This is a genomic window from Clostridium sp. LS (genome assembly GCF_002760435.1).
GTDB lineage: Bacteria > Bacillota > Clostridia > Clostridiales > Clostridiaceae > Clostridium.
Genome location: NZ_AUUU01000062.1, coordinates 1 through 20,172, shown reverse-complemented (window position 1 = coordinate 20,172; position 20,172 = coordinate 1). Strand labels below are relative to the sequence as shown.

16 protein-coding genes are annotated in these 20,172 nt (G+C 31.6%); 15 read left to right on the top strand and 1 reads right to left on the bottom strand.

From position 1 onward, the window contains the following. Positions 1 to 103 precede the first annotated feature (103 nt). From COL3_RS15040 to COL3_RS14970, 15 genes are all read left to right on the top strand, one after another. Complete coding sequence (locus COL3_RS15040; protein WP_008423596.1) at positions 104 to 1,864, top strand: sigma 54-interacting transcriptional regulator; 1,761 nt, start codon at positions 104 to 106, stop codon at positions 1,862 to 1,864. 407 nt (positions 1,865 to 2,271) lie between these two features. Then, a complete protein-coding gene (xdh, locus tag COL3_RS15035) occupies positions 2,272 to 4,899 on the top strand; it encodes a selenium-dependent xanthine dehydrogenase (RefSeq protein WP_035283408.1) in 2,628 nt (875 codons plus the stop codon). 140 nt (positions 4,900 to 5,039) lie between these two features. Then, positions 5,040 to 6,752, top strand: a complete 1,713-nt coding sequence (locus COL3_RS15030; RefSeq protein ID WP_008423601.1) for a hypothetical protein — start codon at positions 5,040 to 5,042, stop codon at positions 6,750 to 6,752. Between the two features lie 54 nt (positions 6,753 to 6,806). Beyond that, positions 6,807 to 8,009 carry a diaminopropionate ammonia-lyase gene (gene dpaL, locus COL3_RS15025; RefSeq protein ID WP_008423603.1) on the top strand — a complete coding sequence of 401 codons (1,203 nt, stop codon included), beginning with the start codon at positions 6,807 to 6,809 and terminating at the stop codon, positions 8,007 to 8,009. Between the two features lie 39 nt (positions 8,010 to 8,048). Beyond that, positions 8,049 to 9,236 (top strand): YgeY family selenium metabolism-linked hydrolase, encoded by a 1,188-nt coding sequence (locus COL3_RS15020; protein WP_008423605.1) that lies wholly within the window; start codon positions 8,049 to 8,051, stop codon positions 9,234 to 9,236. 43 nt (positions 9,237 to 9,279) lie between these two features. Then, a complete protein-coding gene (locus COL3_RS15015; protein WP_008423607.1) occupies positions 9,280 to 10,866 on the top strand; it encodes a D-aminoacylase in 1,587 nt (528 codons plus the stop codon). 14 nt (positions 10,867 to 10,880) lie between these two features. Next, positions 10,881 to 12,209: a putative aminohydrolase SsnA gene (gene ssnA, locus COL3_RS15010; protein ID WP_008423609.1), complete on the top strand. Its 1,329-nt coding sequence runs from the start codon at positions 10,881 to 10,883 to the stop codon at positions 12,207 to 12,209. 58 nt (positions 12,210 to 12,267) lie between these two features. Then, positions 12,268 to 13,641 (top strand): dihydropyrimidinase, encoded by a 1,374-nt coding sequence (hydA, locus tag COL3_RS15005; protein ID WP_008423611.1) that lies wholly within the window; start codon positions 12,268 to 12,270, stop codon positions 13,639 to 13,641. A gap of 30 nt (positions 13,642 to 13,671) precedes the next feature. Continuing rightward, positions 13,672 to 14,580, top strand: coding sequence for a selenium metabolism-associated LysR family transcriptional regulator (locus COL3_RS15000; RefSeq protein ID WP_008423613.1), 909 nt, complete (start codon positions 13,672 to 13,674; stop codon positions 14,578 to 14,580). 52 nt (positions 14,581 to 14,632) lie between these two features. Then, entirely contained in the window at positions 14,633 to 15,658 is a 1,026-nt protein-coding gene (locus tag COL3_RS14995) for a molybdopterin-binding protein (RefSeq protein ID WP_008423615.1), read from the top strand. A gap of 17 nt (positions 15,659 to 15,675) precedes the next feature. Then, the gene (moaC, locus tag COL3_RS14990; protein WP_008423617.1) at positions 15,676 to 16,152 is read left to right on the top strand and encodes a cyclic pyranopterin monophosphate synthase MoaC; all 477 of its coding nucleotides are present in this window, start codon (positions 15,676 to 15,678) and stop codon (positions 16,150 to 16,152) included. A gap of 68 nt (positions 16,153 to 16,220) precedes the next feature. Then, positions 16,221 to 17,198 carry a GTP 3',8-cyclase MoaA gene (moaA, locus tag COL3_RS14985; protein ID WP_008423618.1) on the top strand — a complete coding sequence of 326 codons (978 nt, stop codon included), beginning with the start codon at positions 16,221 to 16,223 and terminating at the stop codon, positions 17,196 to 17,198. A 2-nt stretch (positions 17,199 to 17,200) separates the two neighbouring features. Then, positions 17,201 to 17,629: an MOSC domain-containing protein gene (locus COL3_RS14980; RefSeq protein ID WP_008423620.1), complete on the top strand. Its 429-nt coding sequence runs from the start codon at positions 17,201 to 17,203 to the stop codon at positions 17,627 to 17,629. Then, a complete protein-coding gene (locus COL3_RS14975; protein WP_008423622.1) occupies positions 17,622 to 18,113 on the top strand; it encodes a MogA/MoaB family molybdenum cofactor biosynthesis protein in 492 nt (163 codons plus the stop codon). Before COL3_RS14980 ends, COL3_RS14975 begins: the two co-directional genes overlap by 8 nt. Before the next feature lie 211 nt (positions 18,114 to 18,324). Next, positions 18,325 to 18,705: a RidA family protein gene (locus tag COL3_RS14970; protein WP_008423625.1), complete on the top strand. Its 381-nt coding sequence runs from the start codon at positions 18,325 to 18,327 to the stop codon at positions 18,703 to 18,705. 139 nt (positions 18,706 to 18,844) lie between these two features. On the opposite strand, the gene COL3_RS14965 is transcribed toward COL3_RS14970, so the two are convergent. Next, positions 18,845 to 19,912 carry a nitronate monooxygenase gene (locus COL3_RS14965; protein ID WP_008423626.1) on the bottom strand — a complete coding sequence of 356 codons (1,068 nt, stop codon included), beginning with the start codon at positions 19,910 to 19,912 and terminating at the stop codon, positions 18,845 to 18,847. Positions 19,913 to 20,172 lie beyond the last annotated feature (260 nt).

Sequence of the window (20,172 nt, the reverse complement as noted above, 5' to 3'; positions counted from 1 at the left end):
AGAGTAATACAGATTTTTTTCATACTTTTAAATTTTTTATTATATGGAATAAAATCTAAAGCAAAAAGTCATGGGTATAATAAAAATGAGGAGAACAAATATTATGAAAATAACATTAAAAGATATTTCAGAAGTAGTAAATAAATATTCTAAACTATTATCTAATATATTGAAACTAGATGTAGAAGTTGTTGACAATAATCTTGAAAGGATTGCGGGTACAGGTATATATAAAGATGGCATAGGTGAAAACATAGAATCAGAAGGATATGTTTATAAAGCAGCATTGTTATCAGGAAAATCTCAAATTATAAGAAATCCTGGAAATGATATTTTATGCAAGGATTGTAGGGATAAAGGAAATTGTAAAGAAGAGATGGAGATATGTGTTCCTATAAAATATGGCAATATAACTTTTGGAGTAATAGGATTCGTATGTTTTACTAAAGAGCAAAAAAATTATTTGATAGATAATTTTTCAGATATAATGAGCTTTCTAGAAGAAATTTCTGATTTTATATCAATTAAACTTATAGAGCAAAATGAAGTTCTTATAAATAAGAATAACTTAGAATTTTTAAAACAAATAGTAAATTCTCTTGAAGATGGAATAATTACAACTGATAGTTTAAATAGAATAAGTCTTATAAATAACAAAGGTATAAAAATGTTAAAATTAAAACCTTCAATTATTGGCAAAGAAATACATATAGAAGAAATAGAAGATTATTCGATAAATAAAAATCTGTATAGTATTCATATAAATTCAAAGGAATATAGAGTGGTTGGGAGATTAATACATAATTATGTTAATCAAGAATCATGTTCCAAAATTTTAGTATTCAATGAATATAAGAACATAAATCAAGAAGTAATTAATTTAACTCATGGAAAAAATAAAATAACTTGTGATGTATTAGTAGGAAATTCTTTAGTAATGAAGCAAGTAAAAGAAAAAATAAAGAAGATAGCATCTTCAAAATCAACAGTTTTAATAACAGGTGAGAGTGGCACCGGTAAAGAATTAGTGGCTAGAGCTATACATGCGGAAAGTCCGAGAAGCAACAAACCATTTATAGCTATAAATTGTGGTGCAATACCTGAAAGCCTTTTAGAAAGTGAATTGTTTGGATATGTAAAAGGAGCATTTTCAGGAGCAAACAGTAGTGGAAGAATAGGAAAATTTGAATTAGCCAATAAAGGTGTAATATTTTTAGATGAGATAGGAGATATGCCAATATATCTTCAAGTTAAATTACTTAGAGTATTGCAAGAAAGAACACTAGTTAAAATAGGGTCAAACAAATTAATTGATTTAGATATTAGAGTAATTGCAGCAACTAATAAGGATTTAAAGAAATTAGTTGAAGAAGGAAAGTTTAGAGAAGATTTATACTATAGATTAAATGTAATACCACTTGAGATGCCTCCACTTAGAGAGAGGGCAGGAGATTTAGAACTAATTATAGATGAACTTATAAAGAAATATAATAAAATATTTAACAAATATGTTCATACAGTAAATGAAGATGTCATTAATAAATTCAAAGAATATCCATGGAAAGGAAATGTAAGAGAATTAGAAAATATAGTTGAATTATTAGTTAATTTAAGTGGAGATGATGGCATTATAAGTAAGGATATGATACCAAAATCCATAGCTGAGTATGACAAGAATGAAGCAATAGTTACTGATAAATCTAATAATAAGGAAATAAAAAAACTTAGAGATATGGAAAGAGAATATATAGAAAAAGCGTTAAACTTATATGGAAGAGATACATTAGGAAAAAAGAAAGCAGCAGAAAAATTAGGAATTGGAATCGCTACATTGTATAGGAAGCTTGACGAAAAAAGAGTATGAATTATCAAAATGATAATTCATACTCTTTTCTATACGTAAATATTATATTTTAATGAGGTATACGCACATTTTATCAAAATGATAATTAATTATCATTTTGATAAAATGTGTAAAGTTAATAATATTATTAACTTTACTTGTATAGATATAAAATAATAGACACGTATACTTGCTTATTTTGTACCATATTGTGTTAGGGAAATCAACAATAGACTCACTGTAAGCTGAATTTATTTCCTTGTCTGGCACAAAATATTGGTGCATATTTGGTCTATTATTTTCCTTCATGTACTTAAGTATACTTTGAGAAATTGGCATGAAAATTGCTATAGATATAAATAGTATAAAAATCAAATAAATATAATGGAAAATGTATGATAGGGTGGCTTGGAAGAGGTGAATTTAAAATGTTTAAAGTAAATGTGAACGGTAAGGATTATGAATCTGAAATAGATATGACATTAATGGATTTTCTAAGGGGAGAAATCAAAATAACATCAGTAAAAAATGGATGTAAAGAAGGTGCATGTGGAACTTGTACTGTTATCATTGATGGAAAGACAACCCGTGCATGTGTACAAAAACTTTCTAAGTTGGAAGGTAAGAAGATACAAACTATAGAAGGTTTCGCAGAAAGAGAAAGAGAAGTATTTGTATACGCTTTTGCCGCGGCTGGAGCTGTACAGTGTGGATTCTGTATTCCTGGTATGGTTATTTGCGGTAAATGCTTAATTGACCAAAATCCAAATCCTACAAGAGACGATATAAAACAAGCAATTCGGACTAATATTTGTCGTTGTACAGGATATTTGAAGATTGAAGAGGGGATTCTATTAGCAGCAAAAATGTTAAGAGAAAACTTAGAAATTCCTAAATTAAAGCAAACAGGTAAAGTTGGAGAAAGAGTTTGTCGTGTTGATGCACGTGAAAAAACTTTAGGAACAGCAAAGTATGCGGATGATTATAGTTTTGATGGTATGTTATATGGAAAAAATGTATTTAGTAAATATGCTCGTGCAAAGGTATTAGCTATTAATACAAGTAAAGCACTTGAAATGCCAGGTGTTGTAGCAATATATACAGCGAAGGATATTCCAGGAAAGAGATATATTGGTCACTTAGCACAAGACTGGCCAGGAATGATTGATATTGGAGAAGAAACAAAGTGCATTGGTGATACTATTGCAATGGTAGTTGCAGAAACACTAGAACAAGCAATTACAGCAGTGAAGGCTGTTGAGGTAGAATATGAAGAGTTAGTACCTATCCGTACTCCGGAAGAGGCTGCAACTCCAGGTGCACCCCAAGTTCATGGAGAGGGTTTTATGCAATTTGGAAAATTTATAGTTCCAGAAAACAATTTATTTGATCATGAGGAAGTAAAACGTGGAGACGCTGAAACTGCTCTAACTAATTCTAAATACATAGTAGAAGGCACATTTCATGTTCCGCCAACAGAGCATGCTTTTATGGAACCAGAGACTGCAATTGGGCTTCCTGATGGAGATGGCGTAAAGGTCATAACAGGAGGACAAGGTATTTATGATGAACATCACGAAATTAGTAATTACCTTGGACTTCCACTAGAAAAAGTAAGGATACAAAGTGCCGTTGTTGGGGGGGGATTTGGTGGTAAAGAAGATATGAGCGTTCAGCATCAAGCTGCACTTTGTGCATATTTGACTAAGCAACCAGTAAAAGTATCTTTTAGTCGCCAAGAAAGTATTAATTATCATCCAAAACGTCATGCAATGGATATTTACTGTAAAATTGGTTGTGATGAAAATGGAATTTTCCAAGGAATGAGAGCTAGACTTACATCTGATACAGGTGCTTATGCTTCACTTGGAGGACCAGTATTGCAAAGAGCTTGTACTCATGCAGGAGGCCCTTATAATTATCAAAACATGGATATAGAAGGAAATGCTTATTATACAAATAATCCTCCAGCTGGTGCATTCCGTGGTTTTGGAGTAACACAATCTTGTGCGGCTGTAGAATGTTTAATAAATGAGTTAGCAGAAAAAGTAGGTATTTCTGGTTGGGAAATTCGTTATAGAAATGCAATAAGACCAGGGCAATCACTTCCAAATGGACAAATTGCAGACGAAGGCACTGCAATGGCAGAAACTTTGGAAGCAGTAAAAGACGATTTTGAAAAGTATGAAGCAGACCCAAATTATCATGTTGGAATAGCTTCAGCGATGAAAAATGCAGGCGTAGGTGTAGCAGTTCCTGATATAGGAAGATGTAACTTAAAAATAATTGATGGAAAGGTTCATGTAAGATCTTCAGCAGGTGCAATTGGCCAAGGAGTACAGACTGTACTTATGCAAATAGTGTGTGAAGCAGCAGGATTAACTCCGGATGAAATTGTAGTAGAACATCCCGACACAAAATATACTCCTGATTCAGGTACTACAACTGCCTCTCGTCAAACAGTGTTTGCAGGAGAAGCAGCATGTAAGGCAGCGTTAAAATTAAAGGCTGATTTAGACGAAGGGCGTACATTAAGGGAGCTAGAAGATAAGGAGTATATAGGAGAATTTGATTTCAAAACAGATCCTATTGGTTCTGAGAAACCTAACCCCATAAGCCACATAGCTTATGGGTATGCAACGCAGCTTGTCGTTATAGATAATGAAGGAAAGCTGGTAAAAGTTGTTGCTGCTCATGATATAGGAAGAGCAATTAATCCTCTTTCTGCTACAGGTCAGGTGGAAGGTGGAGTAGCTATGGGACTTGGATATGGATTAACTGAAGACTTTCCGCTAAAAGATGGTATTCCCCAAGTAAAATTAGGAACATTAGGCCTTCTTAAGGCGCCTCAAATGCCACCTGTGGAAGTGCATTTAATTGAAAAAAATGATCCAAATGGGGCAGCGTTTGGAGCTAAAGGTATTGGTGAGATTGTTTGTGTTATGGGCGCTCCAGCATGTCAAAATGCATATTATAAAAAAGATGGGGTTTTCAGATACAGATATCCTTTGGATGATACATATTATCGTAAACCAAAACCTGCGGCTAAAAAGTAGAAAATAAGAAGTGAAATTCTATTTAAAAGAAATTCACTTCTTGAAAAAATAGTATTTCACCATTGTTTTTGGTATGAGAATTGCTAAATTAAATTTTGATAATTGATTATATAAATTTATCTTAAGAAAGGCGGTCAATCATGAGCGAAATAATGAAACCAATATCTTTTGAAAAGATTCTTGAGCTAGTGCTTCAAGATTATTATACAAAGGGAAAAATATTTGAAATAGAGGAAAAGGATTTTTATAAGGAAATTGATAATAGTATAGAAATGGAGTTTTGCAACGAATATATAAGATTCCCAGTAGGTCCTGCAGCTGGCCCACATACACAATTAACTCAAAACTTTTTAGCTGCTTATCTAGCAGGTTGTAGATATTTTGAACCTAAGACTGTTCAAGTAGTAGATGGAAAGCAAATGCAAGAAATGATATCAAGACCATGTATTGATGTTAAAAATGTAGGTTACAATGTAGAATGGTCTACAGAACTAACAGCTGAGGAAGCAAAACAAGAATATATAAAAGCTTCGGTATTAATGCAAGCTATGGGGATTGAACTTGGTTTATCAGATGTGAAAGATTTTATACTTAACATAAGTGTAGGATATGATCTTAAAGGAATCCAATCAAAGAAAATTTCGGATTTTATTGATGATCTTAAGGACGCGAAGAATACTGAGACGTTTAAGGAATGTATAGAAGTATTAAAGAGAAATATAAGTAATTTCAAAAGATTTAAATTAGAAGATGTAGATAAGATTACTTCAAATATTACAAACATAATTACTCTTTCTACAATGCACGGATGTAAGGCAAGTGAAATTTTAGGTATAGCAACTCATTTAATATCAAATAAAAAGATTAATACATTATTGAAATGTAATTCTACATTATTAGGATGCGATGCGGTAAGAGAAATCTTAGATAATTTGGGTTATAACGACATAGAATTAAAGAGAGACGATTTTGATCATGATTTACAATTTGACACTGCTAAAGAAATAATAGCTAAGCTACTAGAGACGGCTAAAGAAAACAATGTAACATTCGGAGTTAAGTTAACAAACACACTTCCAGTAGTTAATACTAGAAATGTTATGCCAGGGGAAGCTATGTATATGTCCGGAAAACCATTATATCCAATTGCAATAAATGTAGCTAAAAATATTTCCGATGAGTTTAAAGATATAACTATGTCTATGTCAGGTGGAATAGATAAAAATAATGTATTAGATGTATTTAATACGGGAATTGCTCCTATTACTATGTCAACATTATTCTTACAACCAAAAGGGTATACAAATAATAAAGCTGTATTAAATGAAATGAAAAAAGTAGGAAAGGCACCTAAAGGATTAGATATTGAAGCTTTAAGTGCATTGGCTGATAAAGCAAAAAGTGATGCTAATTATAAGAATAAAGGAAATGGAAAAGTCTTAGAGGATAAACTAGAAGCTTTTGACTGTTTAAAGAGCTGTGGAATCTGTGTTGATATATGTCCTAATAGAGCAAATATGAGGGTCACTGTTGAAGGGCTTACAGCTAATTATCAAATAGCTCACATTGAAAATAGATGTAATGAATGTGGTAACTGCCATATGTTCTGTCCAAAAGGCGGTTTTCCATACCTTAAGAAAACAACTATATACAAAGATTTAGAAGAGTATACCAATTCAAAGAATATTGGTTTATTAAGAATTGGAGAAGATAAGTTCTTACTAAGAGAGGATGGAAAAGAATATATCTATGTATCTAATTCAAAAGAAGACAAGAATAAGTTAGAAAAAACCGTTGAGACAATATTGAAAGATTATTCTTATTATATTGATGATATAAATATTTTAAGTTAAGAAGAATCAAATATTTACTGAAATAAAAAGAAAATACGAGGGGAAGTAAGTGTAATGGAAAAAATATTATGGAAAGAAAATACATTGCCTAAAGGAGATAAAGAAGGTAGTATAAAATTTTTTAATAAAGAGGAAGTTTCAAAAGCAAAAAAGTTTCATGAAAGCTTTTTAGAATATGATAAAACACCATTAGTAAATTTAAAAGAATTATCTAAAAAAATTGGGCTCGGTGGAATTTACTTAAAGGACGAATCTTATAGATTTGGATTAAATGCTTTTAAAGTATTAGGCGGATCATTTGCTATGGGAAAATATTTAGCAGATAAACTTGGAGAAAATATAGAAAATCTACCATATGAAAAAATGACTTCAAAAGAAGTTAAAGAAAAATTAGGAGAAATAACTTTTGTAACTGCAACAGATGGTAATCATGGAAGAGGTGTTGCATGGACAGCTAATAGATTAAAACAAAAATCAGTAGTTTATATGCCAAAAGGATCTTCCCTTGAAAGATTAAACAATATAAAGGCAGAAGGCGCTGAGGCAAGTATTACAGATTTAAACTATGATGATGCTGTAAGGCTTGCTAATAAATATGCTGAGGAACATAATGGAGTAATGGTTCAGGATACTGCATGGGAAGGTTATGAAAAAATACCAGCATGGATAATGCAAGGTTATGGAACGATGGCATTAGAGGCAAAAGAGCAATTAGAAATGCTTAACGTGGCAAAACCTACACATATTTTTGTTCAGGCAGGTGTTGGATCTTTAGCAGGAGCTATTCAAGGTTTCTTTGCTAGTGTTTATGGAGATGGTTGTCCAAAGACTGTAGTGGTAGAGTCAAACCTTGCAGATTGCTATTATAAATCGGCAGTAGCTGATGATGGAGAAGCAAGAGCAGTTGGCGGAGATATGCAGACAATAATGGCTGGACTTGCATGCGGAGAAGTTAACACCATTGGCTTTGAAATATTGAAAAATCATGCAAAAGCTTTTGTCTCATGTCCAGACTGGGTAACTGCAAAGGGAATGAGAATTTTAGGAAATCCTTTAAAAGGAGATACAAGGGTAATTTCAGGTGAATCAGGCGCAGTAACAGCAGGTCTTCTATATGAAATTATGATAGATGATGATTACAAAGATTTAAAAGAAGCTTTAGAATTAAATGAGAATTCAAGAGTACTTTTATTTAGTACTGAAGGAGATACAGATCCTAAGAAATATAGAGAAATAGTTTGGGACGGTAGTTACTAAAGAAATCAGTGAAAGAATTAAAATGAGAGGAAGATAGATATGTTAGATAATAAAAGAAAAGAAGTATTAACAAAATTATGTCAGGATTTAGTAAGAATTCACTCAGTTTCAGGCGAAGAAGGAAAAGTGGTAGAAGTTATAAAGAAAAATTTTAAAGCATTAGGATATGATGAATGTTTTGTAGATGCTTATGGCAATGTAATTGGTCATATTAAAGGAAGCAAACCAGGAAAGAGATTACTTTTTGATGGACATATTGATACAGTTCCGGTACCAGATGACTCAAAATGGACTCATGCACCATTCGGAGGAGAAATAGCTGATGGGAAAATTTATGGAAGAGGAACTTCAGATATGAAGGGACAAACTTCAGCTATGATTGTCGCAGCAGCTTATTTTGCAGAAGATACTAATAAAGATTTTGAAGGAGATATCTTTGTTGCAGGTGTAGTTCATGAAGAAATTTTTGAAGGAGTAGCAGCAAGAAAAATAAGTGAAGCTGTAAAGCCTGATTATGTAATTATTGGAGAATCTTCAGAATTGAATTTAAAGATTGGTCAAAGAGGAAGAGCGGAAATTGTTATTGAGACGTTTGGAAGACCAGCTCACTCAGCTAATCCAGAAAAGGGGATTAATGCAGTTTATAAAATGTCTAAAATAATTGAAAAGATTCAAAACATAGAAACTCCAGTACATGAAGTACTAGGTAAGGGAATATTAGTTTTAACTGATATTAAATCTTCACCATATCCAGGAGCATCAGTAGTTCCAGATTACTGTAGAGCTACTTTTGATAGAAGACTTTTAGTTGGAGAAACTAAAGAAGGCGTATTAGCTCCTATTCAAAAAATAGTGGATGAACTAATAGCAGAAGACAGTGAATTGAATGCAAAAGTTTCATATGCAATAGGAAAAGAAACTTGTTATACAGGTGAAACTATTGAAGGTGAGAGATTCTTTCCAGCTTGGTTATACAGTCAAGAAGATGAATTTGTTCAGGCGGCTCTTAAAGGATTGAAGGCTGCAGGAATAAACCCAGAAATAACACAATATTCATTTTGCACAAATGGTTCTCATTATGCAGGAGAAGCTGGAATAAGAACTATTGGTTTTGGTCCGTCAAAGGAAAATTTAGCTCATACAATTGATGAATATATAGAACAAGAGCAATTATTCACTGGAGCAGAAGGATACTATGGAATATTAAAATCTGTTTATAACAAATAATCTACAAAATTTAACGTTATAAATATATAGAAGGTGATTAAAAGTGAAGATATTAATAAAAAGTGGTTTTATTGTCGATGGAAGTGGAAATAAAGGCTTCACAGGAGATATCTTAATCTGTAATGAAAAAATAGAAAAAATAGCAAAAGAAATTAATGAAGAAAATATAGATAAAACAATAAATGTTGAGGGGTTAGTTATAGCCCCAGGCTTTATTGATACTCACTCTCATAGTGACCTTAAGATATTAGAGAATCCATATAATGAAGTTAAAATTAGGCAAGGTATAACAACAGAAGTATTAGGCCAGGATGGAATATCTATGGCACCACTGCCAAAAAAATATATATCACCTTGGAGAAAAAATTTAGCAGGTTTAGATGGAGAATCAGATGATATAGATTGGGAATATGAAACTACAGATAATTATCTAAAGATCATGGAAAACAACGGAGTAGGCCTAAATGAAGCTTATTTAGTACCGCATGGAAATGTGAGAATGGAAGTTTTAGGGCTTGATAATGTTATTCCAAATGATGAACAAATAAAAGAAATGTGTGAAGTAACAAGAAGAGAAATGAAAGCTGGGGCTTACGGATTATCTACAGGACTAATCTATATGCCTTGTGCTTATTCACAAACCAAAGAACTTATAGAAATGTGTAAGGTAGTAGCAGAATTTGATGGAGTGTTTGTAGTACATCAGAGAAGTGAAGCTGATACAATTATAAGTTCTATGAGAGAAATAATTGAAATTGGTGAAAAGTCAGGGGTTAAAATTCATTTTTCACACTTTAAAGTATGTGGAAAGAAGAATTGGAAGTATATTGATAAAGTGATTCAACTATTTAATGAGGCAAAAGAAAAAGGTATAAGAGTTACTTTTGACCAATATCCATATGCAGCAGGAAGCACAATGCTTGGAGTAATATTACCACCTTGGGCTCATGACGGAGGCACAGATAAGTTATTAGAAAGACTTGCTTCTGAAGAAATGAGAGAAAAGATGATTTATGATATGGAAAATGGTATTGAAGGCTGGGATAATTTTATAGACTTTGCCGGGTTTGACGGAATCTTTATAACTTCAACAAAGACTAAGAAAAATGAAGATGTCATAGGAAAAAGTTTAACAGAGCTTGGAGAGTTAAGAGGAAAGGATGCATATAATGCAACTTTTGATCTTTTACTAGAAGAAGAAAATGCAGTTGGAATGGTTGATTATTATGGAAAAGAAGAACATATAATCAAGTTTATGAAATTAGCAGAACAAAATGTTTGTACTGATGGATTACTTTCAGGAAAGCCTCATCCTAGAGCTTATGGTTCATTCCCAAGAATACTTGGAAGATTCCATAGAGAACTTGGAGTATTAACTCTTGAGGAAGCTGTTATGAAAATGACAAGTAAGTCAGCGAATGCATTCAGCATAAAAGATAGAGGAATGCTTAAAGAAGGATGTTTTGCGGATATGGTTATTTTTAATAAGGATACAGTTATAGATAAGGGAACTTTTGAAGATCCAATACAATATCCTGAAGGAATAGATTATGTAATAATAAATGGTCAATTAGCTGTTGAAAAAGGAGAATATATAAAAGTAAAAGCTGGAATGGTGCTTAGAAAATAGTGGGAGGAATTCTTGTGAAAATTATAGGCAATGGACGATTAATAACTCACAATAAAGATAATCCATTTATAGAAAATGGAGCAGTAGTTATAAAAGATGGCAAGATAATAGACTATGGAAATACTAATGATATATTAAGCAGATATGAAAATGCAGAATATATCAATGCCGATAAAAAAGTAATAATGCCAGGTCTTATAAATACTCATGGACACATATATAGTGCCTTTGCAAGAGGGATGAATTTGGATGGTCCTGTATCTGAGAATTTCTTAGATATACTAAATAATTTGTGGTGGAGACTAGATAAGAAATTGAATCTAGAAGATGTAAAATATAGTGCTTACACTACATTAATTGATAGTTTAAAGTTTGGTGTAACAACATTTTTTGATCATCATGCAAGCCCAAATGCTATATTAAATAGTCTTTTTACAATCAGCGAGGTAGCAGAGGAACTTGGAATAAGAACTTCACTTTGTTATGAGGTATCAGACAGAGATGGTGAGGAAATTTTAGAACAAGGAATTAAGGAAAACATAGACTACATAAAGTATTGTATGGAAAAGAAAGATAATATGAAATCTGCCATGTTTGGAATGCATGCAAGTTTTACACTTTCTGATGAATCCTTAAAAAAATGTGTAGATGAGGCAGAAAAATTAAACTGTGGATATCATGTTCACGTTGCTGAAGGAATAGACGATGAGAAGCAATGTGTAGAGAAATATGGCATCCGAGTAGTAGAGAGATTAAATGCCTTTAACATATTAGGTGAAAAAACGATTGCAGTTCATTGTGTACATGCAAATAATGAAGAAAGAGAATTACTTGCAAAGACTAACACAGCAGTAGCACATAACCCCGAATCTAATATGGGTAATGCAGTAGGCGTATCACCAGCACTTGATCTTATAAAGAGAGGTGCTGTTGTTGGTCTTGGAACAGACGGTTATACTCAAGATATGTTTGAATCTATGAAGGTAGCAAATATAATTCATAAACATAATCTAAAAGATCCAGCAGCAGCTTGGAATGAAGTGCCATTAATGTTATTTGAAAATAATAGAAAGATTGCGGAGAGACATTTTGAAGGAAGTTTCGGAATCATTGAAAAGGGAGCAAATGCTGATGTAATAATAGTAGATTATAATCCATTAACGCCAATGAATGAGAGTAACTATAGTTCCCATGTTTTATTTGGAATGATGGGTAAATCTGTAGATACAACTATTGTAAACGGAAAAATTATAGTAGAAAGCGGTAAGCTTGTTAATGTTAACGAAGATGAGATATTAGCTGAGGCTAGAAGAGTCAGCCAAAAATTATGGGATAGAATATAACGAGAATTTAATAATTAATGTGTAATAAAATTTAAGTAATTCAAGTAGGTGAATAAAAATGGGAAAAGTACTTAAGGGTGCTTATATAGTAACTAGTAAGAAAACATTTAAAAGCGATTTGAGAATAGAAAATGAAATAATTGAATCTATAGGGTCATCTCTTGAAAAAGAAGGGGATGAAATAATTGATTTAGCAGGAAGCTACATACTTCCTGGTGGAATAGACGTTCATACTCATTTCGATTTAGGTTCTAATACATCCGATGATTTTGAAAGCGGCACTAAGGCTGCAATAGCTGGCGGCACCACTACAATAATTGATTTTGTAGATTGTCATAAAGGTCAAAAAATTAGTGAAGCTTTAGAGATATATAAGGAAAAAACCGAAGGTAAATGTTACTGTGATTATGGATTTCATATGACTTTATGTGAATGGAATAAAGAAGTAGAAAAAGAAATGGAAAAAGTGGTGAGTATAGGTATTACTTCGTTTAAGATGTATATGGCATATAAAAATCTTCAAGTTAATGAGGAAGAAATAAGTAATGCTTTAAAGAAGGCAAAGGAACTAGAAGTGCTTATTTTATTTCATTGTGAAAATGGAGATAAAATAGTTGAAAATATCAACAATCTAGTTAGAAATGGTAACTTAGAAATGAAATATCATGCTATATCAAGACCACCAGAAGTGGAATTAGATGCAGTAAAAACTTTAATTAAAGTAGCAGAGGAAGTAGATTATCCGGTTTATATAGTTCACCTAAGTTCTAAATTGGCCCTTGAAGCGGTAAATGAGGCAAGAAAAAAAGGAATAAAGATATTTGTAGAAACTTGCCCTCATTATCTTTTATTAAATAAAGATAAGTATGAATTACAAGGTGACAATGGCTTTGAAGGAGCCATGTATATAATGTCACCTCCACTTAGAGATGAAGAAGATAATAAAGCTTTATGGAAAGCTATAAAGGATGGAGAAATAGATACTGTTGCAACAGATCATTGTTCCTTCAATTATGTATATAAAAAAGCACTTGGGGAAGGAGATTTTTCTAAAGTTCCAAATGGTATACCAGGGGTAGAACATAGAATTCAGCTTATGTATAGCAGTGGAGTATGTGAAAACTTAATTTCATTAAATAAGATGGTCGAGTTGACATCTACAAAACCTGCTAAAATATTTGGATTATACCCGCTAAAAGGCGAAATAGCCGTAGGAAGTCATGCTGATTTAATAATTATAGATGAAGGAAATGATGAAGTTATTAAAGCTATAAGCAGTGTGCAAAAAGTGGATTTTACTCCATATGAAGGTTTTCCAAGTAAAGCAAAAATCAAAATGGTATTCTTAAGAGGAAATAAGATGGTTGAAGATAAAGCTGTAAATGAGGAGAATCTAATTGGAAGGTATTTAAAAAGAAAAAAATGCTTATAATATGCAGGCATAAGGAGAAGAATTAGGAAGATGGAATTTAAACAACTTGAAGCCTTTGTGAATGTAGTAGAATTGAATAGTTTTTCAAAGGCCGCACAAAAGCTTTTCCTATCCCAACCAACAATAAGTGGACATATTAAGTCCTTAGAGGGTGAACTAAATGTTGAGCTTTTTATAAGGACAACTAAAAAGATGTGTATATCAGAAGATGGGAAAGAGTTCTATAAATATGCTAGAGAAATTATAGATATGAAAAATAAAGCATTAGAAGCATTTAATAAGCAACAATGTGATAGCAATGAAATTACATTAGCTGCATCTACAATGTCAGCACAATATATTTTACCAGAAGTGCTATTTGCCTTTAATGAAAAAAATCCTAATAATTATTTTTCAGTAATAAGAGGAGATAGTAATGAAGTTATTGAGAAAGTAGCAGGGAATGAAGTTGAGATTGGAGTTGTGGGCAAAAAAATTGAGAATGTAAACTGTGTATATGAAGAAATTTACAAGGATAAGTTAGTTATTATAACACCCAATAATAGCAAATATCGAAGAATTAAAGAAAATGGTGTTTCTTTAAATGATTTATTAAAAGAGCCAATAATAATGAGAGAATGCAGACCTGAGGAGCAGAAAGAGGCTGTTATATTCCTTGAAAGTATAAATTTTGATATGAATAAATTAAATGTAATAGGGAGAATTAATGATCAGGAAACAATAAAAAAATCCGTAAGTAGTGGGATTGGAATATCAATAATGTCTAAAAAGGCAACAGAAGACTTTGAAATGTTTGGTAAAATATTAACCTTTGATATATGTAATCAAAAAAGGTACAAGAAAATATTTGTTGTATATAATCAAAATAGACAACTTTCCTTAACAGGAAGAAAGTTTATAAAATTCATAAAAAATTTTTACAATGATTTAGATAAATGATAAAATTATATTTAATTTGTTATGGACAGTATATTTAAGGAGAGCGTATATAATGAAAATGATAAAAACAACGCAGGCAGTTGGCCATGTTTTATGCCATGATATTACGCAAATAATAAAAGGAGTAACTAAAAATGTTGCTTTTAGAAAAGGGCATATTATTAAAGAAGAAGATGTTCCGATTTTACTTTCATTAGGTAAAGATAATATTTATATATGGGAAAAAAATGAGGAAATGCTGCATGAAAATGAGGCGGCAGATATTCTACTTAGTGTATGCAAAGGGGAAAATATAGTAGGGACTGAGGTTAAAGAAGGTAAGGTTGAACTTGTAGCAGACGTTGATGGCCTTTTACAAATTGACGTAGAGAAAATGAACAAAATCAATTCTTTAGGTGAAATTATGATTGCTACTCGTCATAATAACTTTCCTGTTAAAAAAGGTGATAAATTAGCAGGAACTAAGGTTATTCCGCTTGTTATAGAAAAAGAAAAAATGAATGAAGTTAAAAAAATAGTAGGAGATGAGCCGTTACTAAATATTAAAAAATTTGCTATCAAAAAAGTTGGTATTGTTACCACAGGTAATGAAATATTTTATGACAGAATTAAAGATACTTTTGGGCCCGTTATAATAGAAAAATTATCAGCATATAATGCTGAAATATTAGGTGAAGAGATAGTTAATGATGACCTTGAAAATATAAGAAAATCTATTATTGGTTTTCTTGAAAAAGGTGCAGATATGATAGTCTGTACAGGAGGTATGAGCGTAGATCCAGATGATTTAACTCCAAGCGCAATAAAAAGCACAGGAGCCGAAATTATATCTTATGGGGCACCAGTATTACCGGGAGCAATGTTCCTACTATCTTATTATAAAAATAATATTCCAATAGTCGGATTGCCAGGTTGTGTAATGTATTCAAAGAGAACTATATTTGATTTAGTTTTACCTAGAATAATGGCAAATGTTAAACTATCTAGTAAAGATTTATCGATAATGGGACATGGAGGTCTTTGCTTATCTTGTGATATATGCACCTATCCAAACTGTGGGTTTGGAAAAGGAATGTAAGAATGGAGGAATCCAATATGGAGTTAAACCATTTTGATAAAAATGGAAATGCAATAATGGTAGATGTAACAAATAAAGATGTAACAGAAAGAACAGCTATTGCAAAGGGAAAAATTATAGTAAATAAAGAGGTTTTTGATGCCGTAAAAAATGGAACATCAAAAAAGGGCGATGTTTTGGGAGTCGCAAGGGTTGCAGGAATTATGGCAACTAAAAAAACATCAGACTTAATACCAATGTGCCATGTGCTAATGATTAGTAAAAGCAGTATTGATTTTAAGATGTCTGAAGAAAAATTGGAAATAGAAGCAACATGTATTGTTAAGGTAAGTGGTAAAACTGGGGTTGAAATGGAGGCACTAACTGGAGTAACAGTAGCGCTTCTTACAATTTATGATATGTGCAAGGCTATGGACAAAACTATGGAAATAAGTGAGGTTTACTTATATAAAAAGACAGGCGGCAAAAGTGGAGATATAGAAAATAATAGATAAAAATAGTTTTTAAACTGCTGGCGTATTTATACAACCTACATGATTATAATAAGGAGGAAAACAAGATCTTGCTAGATTTATATAAACGTAATATAGAGTATCTTAGAATATCTATAACTGATAAATGCAATTTAAGGTGTAAATATTGTGTATCAGAAGGTGAATTTGATACCTTAAAAAATGATGAAATATTAACTTTCGATGAAATTATTAAAATCTGTAGAAGTGCTTCTAATTTGGGAATTACAAAGATTAAAATAACTGGAGGGGAACCTCTGCTCAGGCAAGATGCTGTAGAATTAATTAGGTATATTAAAGAATTACCACATATAAAAAGTGTTACATTAACTACAAACGGAGTATTCCTTTACGATAAAATTCAGGAGTTAAAAAGCTCAGGTGTTGATAGTGTAAATGTAAGTTTAGACACATTAATAAAAGAGAAATTTAATGATATTACGAGAAGAAGTGAATTTGATATAGTTATAAATGGAATAGAAAAAGCAATAAAAAGCGGAATTAAAATTAAAATAAACTGCGTACCTATTAAAAATTTTAATTTTGATGAATTATCTAATATTGCATTAATTAGCAAGGAAAAAGATGTAGATGTAAGGTTTATAGAAATGATGCCAATGGGATTAGGAAAGTCGTTTAATGGTATATCTAGCAAAGAGATATTAGATATTCTTGAAAAAGAGTTTGGAAAGTTTTCAAAGGTAAATAGTGTAAAGGATAATGGACCTGCTGTATATTATAAAAATGATATATTTAAAGGGCGAATAGGCTTTATTAGTGCTATAAGTAATGAATTTTGCAAGGATTGTAATAGAATTAGAATCACTGCAGACGGGTTGCTTAAACCATGCTTATGTTATGGAACAGGCATTGATTTAAAGAATCTAATTAGAAATGGTATTAGTGAAGATGAATTAACAAATGTAATGAAGTCTGGGATCTTAAGTAAACCAGAAAAACATGAATTTAACGAAGACAAGAAATCTAATAATATAGAGATAAGAAAGATGTCTCAGATTGGAGGATGATTATGGGGAAAATAATAGCGGTATGTATAAGTGAAAGACGTGGTACCCAAAAGAAAAATGTTAAGGAAGCTAATTTTATAGAAGACTTTGGAATAGAAAATGATGCGCATGCAGGTAACTGGCATAGACAGGTGAGTTTATTATCTTATGAGAAAATAGAAGAATTCAATAATAAAGGTGCTAATGTAATAGATGGAGCATTCGGAGAAAATCTTGTAGTAGAAGGAATTGAATTTACTAAACTGCCAGTTGGAACAATATTAAAGTGTAATGATGTGATTTTAGAACTTACTCAAATTGGGAAGGAATGTCATAATCATTGTGAGATTTATAAAAAAATGGGAAATTGTATTATGCCTACTAACGGTGTTTTTGCAAAGGTGATTAATGGCGGAAAAATAAAATGTGGAGATGATATGAGAGTTGTATAGAGTTGGGATAATTACGGCTAGTGACAAAGGGTATGCTGGACAGAGAGAAGATAAAAGTGGAAGCGCTATTGCGGAAATAATGAAAGAGAATGGATATAAAATTGAATTTTATAAAGTTCTTCCTGATGAGCAGGAAATTTTACGTGATGAAATGAAAGAACTGTGTGATAAAAATACTGTTGATTTAATTATAACTACTGGTGGAACAGGATTTTCTAAAAGAGATTGTACACCGGAAGCTACTCTTGAAATTGGAGAGAGAATAGTTCCGGGAATAGCAGAGGCAATAAGAGCTTATTCAATGCAAATAACTAAGAGAGCTATGCTTGGCAGAGGTATTTCTGTTATTAGAAAAAACACATTAATTGTGAATTTGCCTGGAAGCGAAAAGGCGGTTAGGGAAAGCCTAAATTATATTGTATCTGAATTAGAACATGGTATAAAGATCCTAAAAGGTGACGAAGCTGAATGTGGCAGGCAATAAGTGCGAGAAGAGGATTAGCTATGCTAATGTAATTTCTTAGTTTTCATATACAATTTATAGCATTAAAGGTTGAATATATGACATAATGCGAGTAAAATTAGAATATAAGTTAAAACTTAAAAAAGTTGAAGTAGGAAAAATGAATTTTTTATATTAATTTTATAAAATCTAAAATAACTATATTATTTGATTTAATTTGGAGGAATTGAAAATGTTAAAAGTAACAAATACAGAAAAGGCTCCTGCAGCTATTGGACCATATTCTCAAGCAATAAGCTTTGGCGATTTATTATTTACATCAGGGCAAATACCTTTAGATCCAGCAACAGGTGAAGTGGTAGGTTCGAATATAGAGGAGCAGGCATTACAAGTGATGAAAAATATTTCAGCTATTTTAGAAGCTAATAATGTTGATTTTAGCAGTGTTATAAAAACAACTTGTTTTATAGCAAATATGAGCGATTTTGCTAAATTTAATGAAGTTTATGCTAAATATTTCATTAGTAAACCAGCGCGTTCTTGTGTAGCTGTAAAAGAACTTCCAAAGGCAGTTTTATGTGAGGTTGAAGTAATAGCTTGCAAAAATGCTTAATTAAGGCATATGAACTTGTTATTTTTTAACTGTGCATAAGTTCAGCGAATATTGTGGCCTTAAAGAAATCTAAAATAATGGACTGTCCTATAAATTTGCTTTATAAAAAGCTATTTATTAGACAGTCCATTTTTATAAACTATGCATTTTTTAGTTCCGAAACTAATTCATCCATAAGTTCTTTAACAGTAGTTATTTTTGTAATTCTACTTGCATTCTCACCACAGAAGATAAGTCCTTCATCAAGATTACCTTTTACTGCATTTATTAAAGCTTTACTTATACAGTAGGGTGTATTTGCAGGATTACAAGGTGTTAGACAATTATAGCAGTGAGTAATTTTTTCCTTTTCAGTAGAAGTTCTTTTAACAAAAGGATTTTTAATAGCTCTGCCTGGCATTCCAACAGGACTTTTTACTATTTGTATATCATCTTTTGTACAATTAACATAGGCGTTTTTAAATTCATCAGAAGCATCACATTCCTCTGTAGCGACAAATCTTGTTGCCATTTGAACCCCACTAGCTCCTAATTTAAGATATTTAGCAATATCATATCCATCAAAAACTCCTCCAGCTACTACTACTGGAATTTCCTTATTATACTTTTCTGCGTATTTTTTTGTTTCATCGATTATATCTACAACGGCTTTATCAAAGTCTAGATTTTCATCTTCTAATTCTTCTACTTTAAATCCTAAATGACCACCAGCTTTTGGACCTTCAATTACAACAAGATCTGGAGCTACATTATCATGCTTATCCCAAAGCTTTAAAATTACTTTTGCGGCCTTTAAAGAAGAAACTATAGGTGCAATTTTAACAGAGGAACCTTTTACTAGTTTAGGTAACATAGTAGGAAGTCCAGCACCAGAAATTATTAAATCAACTCCAGCTTCTATTGCAGCTTTAATATGGTCTTCATAATTATTAGTTGCAACCATAGCATTAATTCCTATAATACCATTTACAGCTTTAGATTTTGCAAGAGTAATATGTTTTTTTAAAGCCCTTAAATTTGCCTCTAAAGGGTTCTTTTCAAAATCATCTTCTTTATAACCAAGCTGCGCAGCAGAAATGATTCCAATTCCACCAGCATTTGCAACAGCAGCAGCTAAGTTGGAAGATGAAACACCAATTCCCATGCCTCCTTGAATAATAGGAATAGGAGCTACTAAATTTCCAATTTTAAGAGAATTAAAATTCATTTTACATATATCCTTTCACGAAAAAATCGACAATAAAATATTTTGACAATCAAAGTATTTTACTATATTATAGAATAATATTGATACTTAAACAAGAAGTATTTAAAAAAACTACTTTTTTGCTAAAAGTGTTTTTAATTATTTTTTAAAAAATAAAATGATAAATTTCTTGACATAAGTTATTAGTACATGATAAAATACTATTTGTCTTAGGGGTATGGCTCAACGGTAGAGTAGTGGTCTCCAAAACCATTGGTTGT